Here is a 17,862-nt window from a genome sequence, read left to right as displayed (position 1 = left end):
CCAGATCCCCGACTTCACCAGATCAATTTATAATTTATGGGCACAATAATAAAAGAAGTCGGATATATTATCGCCTCACTTGAATTCTGACAATTTATGCAGTTAAAATTAAGGAACTTGATAACTCTGAGTTGCCAATCTTTCCTCCTACAATATTGAGAGTTTGGTCAAGAAACTTTTCCTTGCAAATACGCCGTTGAATTTTGCCACTGGAAGTTTTAGAAATAGTGCCAGTTTTAATCAGTACTATACCATAAGCATGGATTTCATGTTGCTGCATGATTGCTTCGGAGATTGCTGCTACTACATTTTTGACATTCAGATGCCGCAGGTGTGTACGTTCAACTTCAACCAGAACTATCAACTGCTCTATATTGTCTTGTTCTATGGTAAAAGTTGCACAACAATTAGCACGCAAAGCTGGATGGCTGGTTTCTACTGTGAGTTCGATATCTTGAGGATAATAATTGCGACCTCTGATGATAATTAGATCCTTGATGCGGCCAGTAATGAATAACTCACCATCACGCAAAAATCCCAGATCCCCAGTGCGGAGAAACGGACCTTCATTAGTATTTGCTAAATAAGCACCAAAGGCTGTTCCTGACAGTTCTGGTTGGTTCCAATAGCCTTGGGCAACACTTTCACCTGATACCCATATTTCCCCTATTTGTTCGGAAGTACACTGCTGAAGCGATTCTGGTTCAACTATAACGATTTTTGTATTCAGCCAAGCTCGTCCACATCCAACTATATGTCTGATATTTTGGCTGTCTTCAGATGTTTCTATCACCAATTTTTGTTCCAATGCTTCTGCTGCAACTGTGCAGTAAATTGGTTTTTCTTGAATTCGTCCGCCGGAAATCATTAACGTAGATTCAGCCATACCATAGCAGGGATAGAAACAGTTGGCACGGAAACCATAAGGGGCAAATTTAGCAGTAAAATTCTCTAAAGTATCCCTTCTCACCGGTTCTGAACCACTGTAAGCACTTTCCCAGCTACTTAGATCCAGGGATTCCATTTGTTGAGGTGTAATCTTTTGAGTGCAAAGATCATAGGCAAAGTTTGGTCCACCACAGTGAGTAGCTTTATAGTTTGTAATCGCCTGTAGCCATCGCCCAGGAAACTGGATAAAAAATTCAGGTCCCATCAAAACTGTCAGAAATCCCGTGTACAAGGGTTGAATAATCCCATCAATTAGACCCATATCATGAAAACTGGGTAGCCAACTGACAGACACGCTTTCTGGTGTGAGTTCAAATGCTTGTTTTATATACTCTGAATTATGCAGTATATTACCATGAGTGACCATTACTCCTTTAGGTGTACCTGTAGATCCTGATGTGTATTGGAGAAAGGTTAAAGAGTCTATGTTTGTTGCTGATGGCTGCCATTCTGAAGCTAGGTTGCTCTTAATGTCATCCGTAGTTATCAAAGGTAAAGTTGCTAATTCTGAATAATTAGCTAGTTTAAGTTGTAGTTTGTTTAATAGAGAGGTGGTAGTGATTGCTAATGTCGCTTGTGAATCTGATTTGATCGCTAAAAGTCGATTCGCTGGTCTGTTTGGTCGTGGGGGATTCACGGGAACGGCGATCGCATCAGCATATAAACATCCAAAAAAGGCACTAATAAATTCTAAACCAGGCGGATATAGCAATAATACCCTTTCACCCCGATTAATAGTTTGACGTAGTTGATATGCAATGGCTCTGGCTTTTTGGTCTAACTCTTGATATGTTAATTTAGCTGTTTCTTGTTCTCCATTGTGAAGAAACCTAAATACTATTTTGTTAGGTTGATGAACTGCCTGATGCCGTAGTATTTGCACTAAAGTTGAATATTGCTTTTCTGGACTCCTCATACCAACATGAACAAATAGAATAGATAGGATTAATTTACTGTGACTGTAGTGATTTTAAACTACATTCCCCATTCTGATTATGACAATTTGTAACATCTGCGTTTTTTACTTTAATCCCACCTTCCGCACCCTAAACTGTCACACAACGAAAAATGGTCATTTGGGGATTTGAGATTGGCGAACTGCTTGCAGCAGCGCTTCGCTATCGCCACCTAAGATTTCGACGATTTTGTATCAAAATTATCATCAAAGGTATTCAAAAACCCGATAGCGGAGCCTGGCGTTATCCATAATTACCGATTGTGACACTGGGGGGTGCGGAATGTGGGTTTAATTGATTAGTCTAACTTATGATTTGTCTTTAAATCTTGGGATATCAATTGTAAAATTTGCTCTTGATGACTCTCCAAAAACAGGTGTTTAGCATCAAGTTTATGTAGCCTAAATGAACTATTAGTATGAGCGCTCCAAGCAGAAAGATGTTCTTGGTTCAAAAATTTATCCCCGCTACCAAAAAAGCTAGTAATGGGACAATCTAGCGGTGCTTCTTCAGTATAAGAATAGTTATCTTTTTGAATCACAGATGCTGCTTTCAAGGAATTTAGTAACAACTGCAAAAATGTATCATCTTTCCCAACTGATGCAGATAGTTCTAGATTCGTTAGATCTTTCACAAAATTGAGTAATTCGGAGCGCGAAAGGTTTTCTAAGGAAGGATAGGGATAAGGAAGTTGGGGCGCGTGTTGACTGCCGATAAAGAAATGAATCGGTTGCAAATGATGGTGACGACGCAAATAACGACACAATTCAAAATTAATTAATGCTCCTAAACTATGACCATAAAAAGCAAATTTATTATCAAGATGGGGCAACAAAAATTCTGCTAAATCTCCTACTAATGGATTCAAATAATCAAAATGTGGTTTACTTCCAGGGTAGGTCTGAGGAGCAAGTTGGAGAGCATAAACTTCAATATCTGCTGGTAGACTATTTGACCAATTTTTAAATACAGAAATATCTCCTCCCGCATAAGGTAAACAGAAAAGACGTAACTTAGCATTCGCTTTTCGTTGGGGGTCAATTATCCATTTTGCTGATGTTTGTGATGTTTGTAAATTGATGCTCTGTTTCTCTTTTACTATCGGCGATTGATTGATATTAGGGTCAGATTGTACAATCATTAACTCTGATTGTTCTTTGAGTTTTTTGAGGGAATAGAGAGAAGCCATGACTGCATCTGCATCAATTCCAAAGTCAATTAAACAAGCGATTTCATCAACTCCAATTGCTTGTAATTGTTGCACCATTAACTGACAACTTTCAGGAGTGCCAATTAAGGCGCTAGTTTGAAAATAACGCTCAAAGGCATAAGCCAATAAATGTTCTTTTTCTTTCTCATCCAAACCATCCAAACTTGTGATACCATGTCTCCATAAATTGACTGAACTTTCTAAATAGTTAGTAAATGGCTTTCTGACTTTATGGCGCACTAAATTCATATCTTCGCCAATGAAAGTATGCAGCATAAGGGTAACTTGACCAGCATCGGGATCATGACCATTTTTTGCCCGTGACTCTCGATAAGAGGCGATTTTTTCAGCTAATTCTTCAATGGGTTGGAACAGAAGGGCTGTTAAGACATTCGCCCCAATAGCACCAGCTTCCATAAATCTCTCTTTTCCCCCTGTACAAGTAATCCAAATATCTATTTTCTTTTGTTTGGGTAGAGGATAAATTCTGGTTTCGGTGTCTTTACCTGTACCATTAGCTAAGGAGATTGATTCACCTTGCCAGAGTTTCTGTACTGTTTTAATCCCTGAAAACATCACTTCTGCACTATTGGCAAAATTATCAGGTGCGAACACAAAATCATTCGGGTTCCAACCACGGGCAAAAGCTATATCTACTCGTCCTTGGGAGAGATTATCTACTACTGCCCATTCTTCAGCTACTCGGATGGGGTTATGTAGGGGTAAAACCACGCTGCCAGCACGGATACGAATGCGATCAGTTACCATCGCTAGGGCAGAACCTAAGACGGCAGGATTGGGGTAGAGTCCACCAAAGGCGTGAAAATGCCGTTCTGGTATCCAAACCGCGGTTAAGCCGTATTTATCGGCAAATTTTGACCCCTCAATCAATAATCTATACTTGTCGTTGTTAAACTCAGCCTCGTTACTGGCAAAGTATAACAGACTAAATTGCATGGCTTTTTTTGGTGATTGATAATTGGTGATTGGTAATTGCTTTATTGAGCTTCTCTGCTCCTCTTTTGGTGTTGAGACTGGGTTTTCTAGTTCACCAGCTAAGTGAAGAGCTAAAGTTTCCACAGTGGGAAAGTTCCAAACAATGATGGCTTCTAAGGAACGTCCTAGCAATTTTTCCAAGTCTTTGGCTAATTTTACTGCTCCTATGGATTTGAGTCCATAATCTAGAAAAGATTTCTCAGATTTACTATTCTCGGTTAATTTGGTTGGTACTTCTAAATTTTTATGCAGCCAGTTAACTATCCAATTCTCGATTGATGCGGCTGTATGAGTTGAAATAACTGGTGCTGATTCAGTAGAATCATTATTTGTGGCAGTGTGTAATTCTGTGTTCGATAAAGTTTCCTGACTAGATGTACAAGTTATTGCTGGGGTTGCAATATTAGAAGTATGATTTGATGATGGAGTAGTTTGGTAAAAACTATTTGCATCCTGATCAAACCAGTACCGTTGTCTTTGAAATGGATAAGTTGGTAGTTTCACCCTCCGTCGAGGATAATCCTGATCAAAGCCATGCCAATTTATGGAAACTCCCTGTAAATATAGCGTTTCTAAATTTTGCAGCAGTTGTGGCCAGTCTTCCTGGTTTGCATTCAGACCTGTTAAGCAAATTCCTACCCCATGATCTAGGAATTGAGAACCCATTTCTAGAAGTAAAGATTCAGGACTTACCTCTATAAATACTTGATAACCTTGATTATGAAGTGTTTTGATACTATCAGCGAATTGAACTGGCTGCTGGATATGATGACACCAATACTCTGGAGTTGCAATTTCTGCTGTAATTGGTTGTGCGGTAATTGGGGAAATGATCCTAATTTTTGGGGATGAATAAGTTACGGTTGCTTCCTCATGGGACGATGATGATCTTAAATTTTCCCGTTGGGCAATTAACTGCAAGGCATCTTCTAAACTAAATACTCCAGCCACGCAAGCGGCCACATATTCGCCCATACTATAACCCATAACTGCATCTGGGATGATGCCCCAGGATTTCCATAACTCAGCTAGGGCATATTCCAGGGCAAATAAGGCAAATTGGGTATAGACTGTTTGATTGACCAGATCAGTAGTTGTTGGTTGATTTTCTGGATATAAAATTTCCAGTAGTGGCTGATCTAAATCAGGGCGAATAATTTCTTGACAGCGTTCTAGAATAGCCCGAAAGGTAGGTTGAGTTTCATAAAGTTGACGACATGAGTTGAGATATTGACTACTGGGATCTGGAAATAAAAATACTATTTTGGGTTGTTTACCATTGAGCGATCGCTTCTGATCTTTTCCGAAATTATTTGTTGCTGATACAATAGCTGCTAACTTCTCTATCAATATTTCTCGTGATTCTGCTACTACAGCCAGACGATGATAAAAATGAGTTCTGCTAGTATTAGCAGTGAAACATAAATCTGCCAGTGAAAAATCGAGATCACGGTTCTGCAACTTTTCTAGATAAAGATTTGCCAAGTCTAATAGTGCCTTTTCCGTTTTAGCTGATAAAGTCAGAATATGTAGGGGGCGTTCCCTTTTGTCCATATTTTGCTGAGACGATAAAGGGGCTGCTTCCAGAATGATATGACAGTTAGTACCACCAAAACCAAAAGAACTAACTCCGGCAAATCTTGTCTCTGTGATAGAATGCCAAGACTGTAAATTAGTGGGGATAGAAAAGGTTGTTCCTGCTAAAGAAATATAGGGATTTAGTTCTTTTAAGTGTAGATTAGGAAAAATCTGCTGATGTTGTAATGATAGCGTTGTCTTGATCAGTCCTGCTATACCGGCGGCTGCTTCTAAATGACCAATATTAGTTTTGACAGAGCCAAGCCAACAAGGTTGATTTGGTTCTCGATTCTGCATCAATACTGCTTTTAAAGCTTTATACTCGATAGCATCTCCTAAACCGGAAGCAGTTCCGTGGGTTTCCACATAACTAATTTCCGTTGGTTCTACTCCTGCGTTTTCTAGGGCTTGACGGAGAAGTGTTTGTTGAGCTATGCCATTAGGTGATGTAATGCCATGACTAAGACCATTTTGGTTAACGGCCGAACCTCTAATGATGGCGAGAATATTGTCTTGATCTTTGATGGCATCATCAAGGCGTTTAAGTATAAAAATACCACAACCTTCACCCCTGACAAAACCATTAGCTCCAGCATCAAAGGTTTTGCAACGACCTTGAGGTGATAGCATACCTTTAAGAGAAAGAGCGATCGATTCTTCCGGGGATAAACGTAGGGATACTCCTCCAGTTATAGCCAAGTTAGATTCACCACTACGTAAACTTTGACAGGCTAAATGTACTGCAACCAGGGATGAAGAACAAGCGGTATCAATAGCTAAACTTGGACCTTGCAGATTTAAAAAATAAGATAAGCGATTAGCTACAAAGCACAGAAAAGTATGGGGTCCGTCTTCGGCATCTATGGTAGATATATCCTTATAAATTAGCCTGTAATAATCGCTTTGGCTCATGCCAATGAATACCCCAGTTTTACTACCTGCTAGAGTTTTGGGGACGATACCGGCATTTTCTAAAGATTCCCAAGCTACCTCTAGTACAAGTCTATGATGGGGATCAATGCGTTGGGCATCACTAGGGGAAATGTCGAAAAAATCAGGCTCGAAATGATCTACCTTGTCTAAGAAACCTCCCCAACGGGAGACAGTTTTTCCTGGTGTACCTGCTGTGGGAGTATATAAATCATTAATATCCCATCGTTCTAAAGGTATGTCTGTAATTGCATCTACGCCTTCCCTTAGTAGCTTCCAGAAGGATTCTATATCTTGAGCTTGCGGGAAACGACAACCCATTCCAATAACTGCTATAGCTTCCATGAAGATATCCTTTGTATATTGCTTGAAAATTATTAATAATAATGACGGTGCTGCTACACTACGGCGTAAGTGAATGAACCATTTTTAAGCTTTGTAATCAATCAAATTTTCGTAGCTTTTAATAGTCATCTTAGTTGTACTAGTAGTTCGTCAAATTTATTTTGACGGGTAATGATCGGAAAAAACTCCTGTTCTTCCCTCCCCCACCCCACCTTCCTTCTCTTCTCCCCCTGCTTGCTTTCACCCGTCATTTTCAGGTTGACAGACTACTGGTGGTCTGTCAACCTGAAAATTGTCAGCTTGAGGGAAAATAGAGAGGCTATTACAGCAAATTGTCATCAAACCCGGAACAAGAACCCCACCCCCAACCCCCTCCCCGCAAGCGATGAGGGGGCTAAGATGTACCTTATATGATTGGAAATCGCTGTAACTGTAAACCTCATCCATAAAAGAGAAAATTGACAGACCACTAGCTACAACAATAACTAGGTCATAATTTTAGCTATCAAGTTAAAAAATCCCTGAATAACAAGTATATTAATTGTAGAACTATCTACTACGTAGTAGTAGTAGCATGGGTAAATATATATGTGCCAATCTGCATTCCTAAAAAAGTTATGACCACCACAGTCAATGTTCCAGATGTACAGACTGAAAAAAAACCAACCTTGAATACCCTACTGCTAATTCCTCTAGCAGTGTTTATGTTATCTTTAGCGCCAATATTTATCAGGGTCAGTGAACTGGAAATTAGTCCTAATGCTACGGTCTTTAATCGCTTTTGGATTTCTACTGTTATCCTGGGGCTGTGGGAAGTGATCACAATTGTTAGTAGTAAAGTATCCCAGAAATCTCTTGAACCACAAGAGTCTTGGACAGGTCAGGATATAGGGCTGTTTGTACTAGCTGCGGGTTTCGGTGCAGCCAACTTAACTGCTTGGGCTTGGTCTTTAACTCAAACCAACATTGCCAATTCTAATTTATTGCATAATTTCACGCCATTTTTCGCTACTTTGGGCGGGTGGCTATTTTTAAAGCACAGTTTTGACAGCAAATTTATCATTGGTCTGATTTTAGCTTCAGTTGGGGCGATCACCATTGGTTTTGAAGATTTTAATTTGACTAGCACTCACTTCACCGGCGATGCGATCGCTTTACTCTCGGCTGTATTTTATGCTGGAAATGCTCTCTGTGCAGAAAAACTCAGAGCCAAGTTTGCCGCGACAACCATCATACTTTGGAGTTGTTTGTTCAGAACTCTTTGGCTGTTACCAATAACTCTGATTTTTGATGAGCAAGTTTTCCCAGTTTCCGTAAATGGATGGTTAGCGGTGATTTCTTTAGCACTTTTCTGTCAAGTGCTGGCTACGGTAATTATGTTCCATAACCTGAAAAAGTTCTCATCAGGTTTTGTATCTTTGTTCCTGTTGCTTGATCCGATTATTACTGCCATATTAGCCTGGGTAATATTTGCGGAAAAGTTAAGTATCGTTAACTGGTTCGCTTTTTTCACAGTGTTGGCTGGTATATATTTAGCTAAATCTGGTCAAGGCTCTCAGAAAGTAACGGATAGAGAAATTTCGGTTGACCAAGACTAAAGATTGTTTCGTCTATTTTCACTTCTAGTACATCTCAAATAACCAACAAATATGACAACGGAATTACCATCTTGGATAGTAACCCTGGAAATATTTATACTGCAAATTCTTGAATACTTCCGCAATCAGATATCCAATCACATTAATGCTAGTCGGCGTATTTATTGGGTATATTTATTAACGTCTTTGTTGTGGGCTGGTCTGGTCTACTGGCGATTAAAACCTCAAGAATTTAACATCAAAGGGTTTCTTTGTTTTTGTTTCCCAAAAGAAATCTATCTTCATCCTTCGGCAAATCTTGATTATCAACTGTTTATCATCAATAATATTCTTGCACCAGCTGGTTTACGTCTAGCGTGGTTGGAAACATCATTGGTAGCATCCTTAGTCAATAATTGGCTGCAAAAAACCTTTGGTTATTTTGGTGGATTCATACCTGAAAACTGGTGGTCTCTAGTAATTTTTACCATCTTATTTATTCTAGTATTTGATTTTGCATCCTATTTTAGCCATCTTTGGCATCACCAAATTGCCATATTATGGCCATTCCACAGCCTACATCATTCGAGTGAAGTTCTGACTCCCATAACAGGATACAGAACTCACCCATTATATGAACTAAATAAAAAGATAATTACAACAGTCATTGCTGCTCCTCTGCAAGGACTGTTGACTTATCTGTTTTTTGGGAAGATTCATATCATCATGATTTTTGGTCTTAATTTTCTTATGGCTATGTACTATATATTTGCTGGGAATCTCGCCCATTCTCACATCTGGCTATCCTATGGTAATATCCTAAACTACGTTTTGATAAGTCCAGCACACCACCAAATTCATCACAGCATAGCACCCCAACACGTGAATAAAAATTACGGTGAGTTTTTAGCAATATGGGATTGGATTTTTGGGACTTTATATATACCGGAAAAAGAGGAGAAACTAGAATTTGGTATTGGACAAAACCAGCCTCAGCCTTATCCCAATTTAACCAAGGCTTATTTAGATCCGGTAGTGAATGCAGTCAGGTTACTAATTGCCAAAATACCTGGAAAAGATGGAATTAAACCGATCAAATTCAATTGAATTCTATGTTATTAACTAAAGGTTTTGAATTAGAAATGTTTCTGGGTACTCCCCAAGGTGATCCTATTCCCTTAGCTGAACAAATTGTGGGAAAAGTTGATAGGTTTATGCAAGAAACAGATGAACGGCATATAGAATATACAACTGAACCTCTGCACAGCTACGAACAGCTTTTAAGTCAATTAATATTACCGCGAATTCAACTCAGAGAATATCTAAAAACTTTAGGAGATTATACAGTAATTCCTGGTAGTACATTGTCATTAGGAAGAAGCGATCGCTTTTATCGTTCAGGAGATACAAGTCCTTATTTAGAATACATTGAACGCAACCACGGCAGTAATGTGGTTACTGCTAGTGTTCACATCAACATTGGTTTTAGTGATCCAGAATTATTAATCCGAGCTTGTCGTCTCATTAAAATGGAAGCACCCCTATATTTAGCTTTAAGTGCTTCCTCTCCATTTCTGGATGATCACACTACAGGTTATCACTCTACACGCTGGCATATTTTACCCCATTCCCAATATCACATTCCCCTATTTGAAAACCACGCCGAATATATTGAGTGGGTGGAAGGACATTTAGCCGCAGGGACAATGTTTAATGTCCGTCATCATTGGGATAATGTGCGACCGAATGGCGATCGCCGTCCTTATGATATTAATCGGCTAGAACTGAGAATCTGTGACTTAGTTACTGATCCTACTTCTTTACTAGCTATTACTGCTTTGTTAGAAGCCCGTCTTTGGCAATTGGTTAATGATCCTAACCTCGACCCTTTAGAAATGAGTCAATTACCAGCAACAACCAGAAAACAAGACTTAATTGATTTAACAAAAGCTAATGAAGCCGCCGTCAAAGTATCAAGTTTAGATGCTGAGTTAAGACATTGGCAAGACGGCAGAAAAATTCTAGCTCGTAATTGGATCAATGAGATTTATAATAATGTTTTGCCATTAGTTAAACAACAAGGCTTTGAGAACTTTCTCTCACCTGTGCAAACAATTTTACAGGCAGGTAATACTGCACAAAAATGGTTAAAAATGTATGCTCAAGGTGCTGATACTCGTTCAATTATTACCCAAGCCATTCAAGAGATGGCCAAGCAAGAACTTGACTTAGCTAACCAGTTTGGTATATGAGCAGTTTAAAAGGTTTGATGTAAGTATTCAGCTATAGCAATAGTCAACACCTAGATCCCCGACTTCTCAGATGAATTTATAATTTATGATATGCAATAAGTAAAAGAAGTCGGGGATATTATCACCTGATCTGAATCTTGCAGTTTCATTCCTAGATTGCAACCTCTTTTAAAAGTTCGTCTAGCTTACCCTGCTTGTCTAATGCGGAAATGTCGTCAAAACCTCCGATATGTTGATCGTTGATGAAAATTTGAGGTACAGTACGTCTGCCATTAGCTCGTTTAGCCATCTGCGCTCTAGCGTCCTCATTCCCATCAATAGAGTATTCCGTAAATTCAACACCTTTGCTTTTCAATAAGCTTTTGGCTCTAGGGCAGAAAGGACAATAAGTCCAAGTGTAAATTTCTACTTTAGCAGTCATGGTATGTTTAATGTAGAGTAATAGTGTTTCTATTGTAGAACAGGAGTTGGAAATCAGGAGTTCAGCAACAAGAATTCATTTTTCTCCTCTGCTTCCCCTACCCTCATAGATATAGGACTCCAGTTTGATTCCTGAATTTTCCTGCGTAGGAAGGCAAAAGGCAAGAGGCAAGAGGATTTGAGAATATGAAGGTGTACCGAGTTTTGTATGGCTACGCCACGCAAGCTATAAAAAATCAAATAGGAGTCCTATATGATCTCTATTCAAACAAACATAAATAATATGATTCCTAAAAATATTCTCCCTCATCTACAACCAACTGAATGGCGAAAAATTGCCCAAAAATTTGAGGCCATAGTGGGCAAAAAAAGTGTTGTCCAACGCCGAGAAGAATTGCTCACCTACGAATGTGATAGTTTAACTAGCTATCGTCAACGTCCAGCATTAGTTGTACTACCACGCACCACAGAACAAGTAGCAGAAGTAGTCAAAATTTGCCATCAAAAACAAATTCCTTGGGTGACACGGGGTGCGGGGACAGGTATATCTGGAGGTGCGCTACCAGTTGAAAATTGTGTTTTAATTGTCACCACATTGATGAAGCAAATATTGAAAGTTGACCTAGAAAATCAACTGATTATTGTGCAAGCGGGTGTTATCAATAATTGGGTAACTCAAGCCATTAGTGGTAGTGGATTTTACTATGCGCCAGATCCTTCCAGTCAAACTGTTTGCACAATTGGAGGCAACATTGCGGAGAATGCTGGTGGTATTCATTGCTTGAAATATGGTGTGACAACCAATCATGTTTTGGGATTAAAATTGGTAATTACTGATGGTTCTGTGGTTGATGTTGGGGGAATGATTCCAGAAATGCCTGGTTATGACCTCACAGGTTTATTTGTTGGTTCAGAAGGCACTCTAGGCATTGCCACAGAAATCACTTTACGCATTATTAAGACACCTGAAGCCATTGGTACACTTCTAGCAGACTTTGCTACTATTGAAGACGCAGGAAATGCCGTCACTAATATTATTAGTGCTGGAATTATGCCGGCGGCGATGGAACTAATGGATAATATGACAATTAATGCCATAGAAGATGTTATTAATACAGGATGTTATCCTAGAGATGCGGCGGCGGTTTTATTGATAGAGCTTGATGGTTTAGCAGTAGAAGTGGAAAGCAATCAACAGCAGGTTGCTAAAATTTGTCAACAAAACGGAGCGAGAAATGTAATTACTGCTAGTGACCAACAAATGCGCGTGAAACTATGGCAAGGGCGTAAAACTGCCCTAATTGCTTTAGGATATCAGAGTAATTATTTTCTCCAAGATGGAGTTATCCCGCGGACTCAATTAGCATCTGTCCTCAAAGAAATTGCAGCTTTGGGAAATAAATATGGGTATCGTATTGCTAACACCCTTCATGCTGGTGATGGTAACTTACATCCAGTGATTCTTTATAATCATTCTGTTTCTGGTGCTTTTAAACAGGTGGAAGAATTAAGTGGCGAAATTCTCAAACTTTGTGTAAGAGTGGGTGGAAGTATTTCTGGAGAACATGGTATTGGTGCTGATAAAAAATGTTTAATGCCGGAAATGTTCAATGATGCTGACTTGGAGACAATGCAACTCTTACGCCTAGCTTTTAATCCTCAAGGTTTAGCAAATCCTGGTAAGATATTCCCTACACCTCATACTTGTGGAGAAGCTGCACAAGCTCAAAAAATGGGACAGTTTTCAGGCTTAGAAGTATTTTAGTCTTTCTTCCTTTGCACCTTTGCACCTTTGCGCGAAACTCTTATTAATTTTGACTCCTGATATACTACTGGACAGCCATTGTTACTAATTCTGCCAACTTTTGATCGAGCATTTCTGCAACCCTCAAAATTTTCTGATTTTCAAATCTAGCTAGGAGAGATGAAGGTTTGTCATAGATAATGCAAGTTTTACCATTATATTCATCATACACAAAAAGTCGCAGGGGAACATAAAGGCCGACTGCCGGATCTTCTTCAAACATTCGATTAGCTATAAGCGGGTTGCCAATAATATAGAGTTTTGCTTGTTTAAATTTGCCACATAAGGAAAGCACTTTACCAGATTCCAGGTGTGTAAAAATCATCAGATCATTTTTACCAACCATTGATTTAACTGCATTTTCTACGTCTGTAAAAGAGGCATTTGCATCTATCAGCTTTTGAAAAATTAGATTATTAGCTTTACCAACTAATGACTCTATAGCAGTGGTAACTTGGGCATAAGATTTTTCTGAACTAACTTTTACATGGGTTACTGTGAAATTAATACTTTCCATATCTCTTGATTTTTGATTTAAAAAATATTTTCAACATCTAATTTTTCAACCCCCAGCTGATAGCAAGGGGGTTAATATTTTCTCAGAACTGAATTAGCTTATGATCCAGATAGATGTTCTGATAGAGACTCAATTGAGGGGTAATCATAGGTGATAGTTGGATCAATAGAACGTCCCAACCAATCACCTAAATCGGTAGTTAATCCAATAGTTGCAGAGGAATCCAAACCATAGCGGTCAAAAGAAGTTGTAACATTGACTTCATTTTGATCAATTTCCAGAAGTTGGGATAAGTAGGAAACTAACCAGGCTTGAATAGCGGCTACAGTTTGCTGTTTTTCGGCAATGATCTCTTGATTTTGCATTTTCATCTGTATTTTCTCCTGAATTGGTCTGAGATAAAAACTTTGATTGGGTGGTTAAAAGTGCAATCCGCTATGTGGCCTTTCTAGCTGCTAAAAAGGCTTTTTTAGCTTTGATAGTATCGGCTGTAGGAATCTTGACATCGGAAATTAAACCCAGCTTTTCTAAAAGCAGGACGACCCAGCCACCGATATCAATTTGCCACCAGTCGAAACCGAAAATGGCTGATTGAGGAAAAGCATGGTGACTATTGTGCCATCCTTCACCTAAGGAAGGAAGAGCCAGCCAGAGATTGTTCCGGCTGTAATCGGGGGTATTAAAGGAGCGACCTCCAAGGACGTGAGAGAAAGAATTGACACCATTGATCAGGTTATTGACAAAGAACATCCGCACCAGTCCGCCCCAAAGAAAGCCTTGGAATGCTCCCAACCATGAGTTTGTGAAAATTCCGCCGATAACAGCAGGAATTACCAGTCCTAAAGTCACCCACAGTAAATAATATCGGCTCACTGTTGTTAGTGCTTTATCGCGCAGTAAGTCCGGGACATAGTGGATGGTATTGGGGTGTTCTCTGTTGGTAGCTAACCAGCCGTCATGAGCGTGCCAAAAGCCTTTGATCTGATCACCAAATCCTGCTCCAAACAGATGGGGAGAATGGGGATCTCCTGGTTGATCAGCATATTCATGATGACGACGATGGGCTGCTACTGCCAAAAGCAAAGGACCGGGGGCAGCCATAGAGCCAAGAATTGCCAAAGTTACCCGAACGACGACATTGGCCTTAAAAGCATTGTGGCTAAAAAGTCGATGCCAACCCACAGTAAATCCAATTTGAGTGAGGAACCATAGACTGATAAACAGTCCTAAGTTCACCCAATTAAGGGGAATCCACCACAGTAAAACAATGGCGGTAATGAATCCCAAAAAAGGTACAACTTCAAACAAGATGAAGTGAATGGTTTGAGGAACTGTCAGATGAGGGGCTGTTACAGTTTTTTGTCTCTTATCTGGATTGACAAGAGTTTCTGTAATTACTTGAGAAGTTAAGTCCATAGTTGCTCTTGATGATTGCTTTGGTGTATTTCATGCCTGACTTGAAGGTTAATTGATGGCTTCAGTAGCACTAACCTTTCTTTTTTTAGCGGCGATCATCTCATCTGTGGGCATTTTCAGGTCCCAAACCAAACCGAGCTTTTCTAATAGTCGAATCACTAAGCCACCCATATCTAATTGCCACCATTGGAAACTATGAATTGCTGCATTAGGAAAAGCGTGATGGTTGTTGTGCCATTCTCCACAGGTAAACAAAGCCACCCAGAGGTTATTACGGCTATAGTCATCAGTATGAAAAGGACGATTTCCTAATAGATGGGCAAGAGAGCCAACTGTCCAGAAGCCTAAATGGTGTTGGAGGAAGATGCGGAGAAAGCCACCCCATAATGTTCCTGTTAACGCACCCATCCAAGTTCCTGAGATTATGCCACCAATAACACCGGGAATAGCTACCCCTAAAAACAACCATAAATAATAGAGTTGGCTAATTTTGTTCATGATCGGATCTCGCACCATGTCTTTGGCAAAGATAAAAGTGTTAGTGAGTTCATGATTGAATGTCCAACCGACATGAGAATGCCATAGTCCTTCGAGAAAGCCCAATTTTTTGTCTTCTTTGATAAAGGGGGAATGGGGATCTCCGGGGGTATCGCTGTATTTGTGGTGACGACGATGGGTGGCTACCCAATAATTTAGGGGTCCTTCTGCGGCCATAGAACCCAGGACAGCAAGGATAATTTTGACAGTTTGATGAGCTTGAAAGGAGCAGTGAGCAAAGTGTCTATGTAGTCCTACTGTTACGCCAATCGCTGTTAAAAAATACATAATCAGCAGCAGCCAGATGTCTACGGCACTCACACCGATCTGAAAAGCCAGTATGACTGCGGCAACAGAGCCGAGAAAGGGAATAATGAGATTACTGATGCCGTGAATTTCCTGTTGTCTTTTCAGGCGATCGCTTTTGATTGTTATTAATTGCATTGTTTGCTCAACCTACATTGATTTTGTAGTCGGGACTTTAGTCCTGAGCTATGGTAATTTTTTTCCCTGCCATCATCTTGGCTGTGGGCAGATTTACATCCCAGGCCAAGCCTAATTTTGCCAATATCCAAACCACTGCATAACCAAAGTCAACTTGCCACCATTTCAAACCAATAGCAGCAGAGCTTTCAAAGGCATGGTGATTGTTTTGCCAAGACTCTCCAAAAGTGGGGATCGCTATCCAAGGGTTATTCTTACTTTGATCTCCTGTTTCATAAGGGTGAGTCCCATAGACATGAGATACAGAGTTGACACTCAAGATAATGTTATCTACGAGAAAAATTCGCACGATACCACCCCAAAGAAAGCCTTGCAATGCTCCTATCAAAGACCAATGAAGTAGTCCGCCGATCACAGTGGGAATGGCTAGACCAAGAACTATCCAAACTAGATAAAATCGGCTAATTTTGGATATGGTTTGATCTCGCAGGAGTTCGGGAGCATAATATGTAGGATTAGGATAATCATGATCAATCAACCAGCCGACATGGGAATGCCATAATCCTTTGATAGTTCCCAAAAATCCCTGACCGTGAAGATTTGGAGAATGGGGATCTCCGGGTAGGTCACTACATTCATGATGACGACGATGGACAGCTACCCAGGAAATTAATGGACCTTGCCCAGCTATAGAACCAAGGATGGCGAATATCACCCGCATTACCTGGTGAGTTTTAAAAGAACGATGGGTATAGTAGCGATGAAAACCTACACTTACGCCGGTCATTGTCAAAGCCCACATCACAATCAGCATCCCGATCTCGATGGGTCCAATAGGTAGCCACCAGAGGGAAATTAGAGCCACAATTGTTCCTAAAAAGGGGATGAAATTGTACCACCAAAAATGCTTATATTGCAATCCTTTAATGTAATCATTAATGATAACTTTTGTTTTTTGATTTGGTATTGTACTGTTGACATGTGTTGTCATTTTCTAAATCCTCTAATATTGCTTTCACAATCTCCGGTCTAATGGGTTGTTTGGGGAGTATTATATCCAACATTCCACAACCCAAAATGTAACATAACGAAAATTAATAAAAAAAGAAAGGTTAGCCGCATTATTCACAGATGTTTGACCCAGGGTCATAAAATCTTCCAATCCCCAAAATTGCTTGGCATTGGTTACAAGTATAGCTGTAGCCAGGATGATTAGGATATTGTTTATACTTGAAACCTAATAATAGCAAGGGTTTCACTCTTGCCTCTTGCCTTCTGGTATAACAGTTAAAATGTCTAATCAAGTCTGGTTATCACAGTTAAAAAAACACCGAGCGATCGCTGTTATTCGCGCCTCAAAAATGGTATTGGGTGAACAAATGGCTTTAGCTGTAGCATCTGGGGGGATGCAGTTAATTGAAATTACCTGGAATAGCGATCGCGCACCAGAATTAATTTCCCAACTTCGCGCCCAATTACCTGACTGTATGATGGGGACAGGAACGTTATTTAATGTCCAACAGTTACAAGAGGCGATCGCCTGTGGAGCGCAATTTCTTTTTACACCCCACACCGATCCAGAAATGATCCAAACGGCAGTCCGTGCCAATATCCCCATTATTCCCGGTGCACTGACACCCACAGAAATTATGACTGCTTGGAATTACGGTGCAAGTTGTGTCAAAGTATTTCCAGTACAAGCGGTGGGTGGAACTAGCTATATTAAAAGTTTACAAGCACCCCTTGGCCATATTCCCCTCATCCCTACCGGGGGTGTAACCTTAGAAAGTGCTAGGACTTACGCACTGTACAAATTCACCATGATGTGCATGAACGAAAATCCATCGTTTCAGGCTTTTGGTGATTAACTTCTGCTCAATAGCGAGCGCTCAAAAATCATCAAAAAATCACGTTAAAATGCCCGAAACCCAT

Annotated in this window: 13 protein-coding genes; 5 read left to right on the top strand and 8 right to left on the bottom strand. The window is 39.9% G+C overall.

The annotated features are described in order from the left end of the window. Positions 1-94: 94 nt before the first annotated feature. Both PN471_RS04520 and PN471_RS04515 read right to left on the bottom strand, forming a co-directional pair. Positions 95-1,864 (bottom strand): fatty acyl-AMP ligase, encoded by a 1,770-nt coding sequence (locus PN471_RS04520; protein WP_271775833.1) that lies wholly within the window; start codon positions 1,862-1,864, stop codon positions 95-97. A 338-nt stretch (positions 1,865-2,202) separates the two neighbouring features. Continuing rightward, positions 2,203-6,963, bottom strand: a complete 4,761-nt coding sequence (locus tag PN471_RS04515; protein WP_271775832.1) for a type I polyketide synthase — start codon at positions 6,961-6,963, stop codon at positions 2,203-2,205. A 617-nt stretch (positions 6,964-7,580) separates the two neighbouring features. Between PN471_RS04515 and PN471_RS04510 the strand changes: the two genes are divergently transcribed. From PN471_RS04510 to gshA, 3 genes are read left to right on the top strand one after another with little or no spacing between them, the layout of a single operon-like run. Then, positions 7,581-8,561: a DMT family transporter gene (locus PN471_RS04510; RefSeq protein WP_271775831.1), complete on the top strand. Its 981-nt coding sequence runs from the start codon at positions 7,581-7,583 to the stop codon at positions 8,559-8,561. Between the two features lie 51 nt (positions 8,562-8,612). Next, positions 8,613-9,647 (top strand): sterol desaturase family protein, encoded by a 1,035-nt coding sequence (locus PN471_RS04505; protein WP_271775830.1) that lies wholly within the window; start codon positions 8,613-8,615, stop codon positions 9,645-9,647. A gap of 5 nt (positions 9,648-9,652) precedes the next feature. Beyond that, a complete protein-coding gene (gene gshA / locus PN471_RS04500; RefSeq protein ID WP_271775829.1) occupies positions 9,653-10,792 on the top strand; it encodes a glutamate--cysteine ligase in 1,140 nt (379 codons plus the stop codon). Between the two features lie 151 nt (positions 10,793-10,943). Here the strand turns inward: gshA and grxC are convergent, their stop codons facing one another. Further along, the gene (gene grxC / locus PN471_RS04495) at positions 10,944-11,213 is read right to left on the bottom strand and encodes a glutaredoxin 3 (protein WP_271775828.1); all 270 of its coding nucleotides are present in this window, start codon (positions 11,211-11,213) and stop codon (positions 10,944-10,946) included. A gap of 282 nt (positions 11,214-11,495) precedes the next feature. Between grxC and PN471_RS04490 the strand changes: the two genes are divergently transcribed. Beyond that, complete coding sequence (locus PN471_RS04490) at positions 11,496-12,977, top strand: FAD-linked oxidase C-terminal domain-containing protein (protein WP_271775849.1); 1,482 nt, start codon at positions 11,496-11,498, stop codon at positions 12,975-12,977. A 64-nt stretch (positions 12,978-13,041) separates the two neighbouring features. On the opposite strand, the gene PN471_RS04485 is transcribed toward PN471_RS04490, so the two are convergent. The 5 genes from PN471_RS04485 to PN471_RS04465 form a co-directional block, all read right to left on the bottom strand. Continuing rightward, positions 13,042-13,533 carry a DUF302 domain-containing protein gene (locus PN471_RS04485; RefSeq protein ID WP_193899556.1) on the bottom strand — a complete coding sequence of 164 codons (492 nt, stop codon included), beginning with the start codon at positions 13,531-13,533 and terminating at the stop codon, positions 13,042-13,044. Between the two features lie 98 nt (positions 13,534-13,631). Next, a complete protein-coding gene (locus PN471_RS04480) occupies positions 13,632-13,904 on the bottom strand; it encodes an acyl carrier protein (RefSeq protein ID WP_193899558.1) in 273 nt (90 codons plus the stop codon). 64 nt (positions 13,905-13,968) lie between these two features. After that, the gene (locus tag PN471_RS04475) at positions 13,969-14,949 is read right to left on the bottom strand and encodes an acyl-CoA desaturase (RefSeq protein WP_271775827.1); all 981 of its coding nucleotides are present in this window, start codon (positions 14,947-14,949) and stop codon (positions 13,969-13,971) included. 48 nt (positions 14,950-14,997) lie between these two features. Beyond that, positions 14,998-15,930 carry an acyl-CoA desaturase gene (locus PN471_RS04470; RefSeq protein ID WP_271775826.1) on the bottom strand — a complete coding sequence of 311 codons (933 nt, stop codon included), beginning with the start codon at positions 15,928-15,930 and terminating at the stop codon, positions 14,998-15,000. Positions 15,931-15,967: 37 nt separating this feature from the next. After that, positions 15,968-16,921: an acyl-CoA desaturase gene (locus tag PN471_RS04465; protein ID WP_271775825.1), complete on the bottom strand. Its 954-nt coding sequence runs from the start codon at positions 16,919-16,921 to the stop codon at positions 15,968-15,970. Positions 16,922-17,222: 301 nt separating this feature from the next. On the opposite strand from PN471_RS04465, the gene PN471_RS04460 reads away from it, so the two are divergent. Further along, the gene (locus tag PN471_RS04460; RefSeq protein ID WP_271775824.1) at positions 17,223-17,798 is read left to right on the top strand and encodes a bifunctional 4-hydroxy-2-oxoglutarate aldolase/2-dehydro-3-deoxy-phosphogluconate aldolase; all 576 of its coding nucleotides are present in this window, start codon (positions 17,223-17,225) and stop codon (positions 17,796-17,798) included. Positions 17,799-17,862: the final 64 nt, after the last annotated feature.

Source organism: Aphanizomenon sp. CS-733/32 (assembly GCF_028330045.1).
Lineage (GTDB): Bacteria > Cyanobacteriota > Cyanobacteriia > Cyanobacteriales > Nostocaceae > Dolichospermum > Dolichospermum gracile.
The sequence above is the reverse complement of the archived record's forward strand: the minus strand, read 5'-3'. Positions and strand labels throughout refer to the sequence as shown.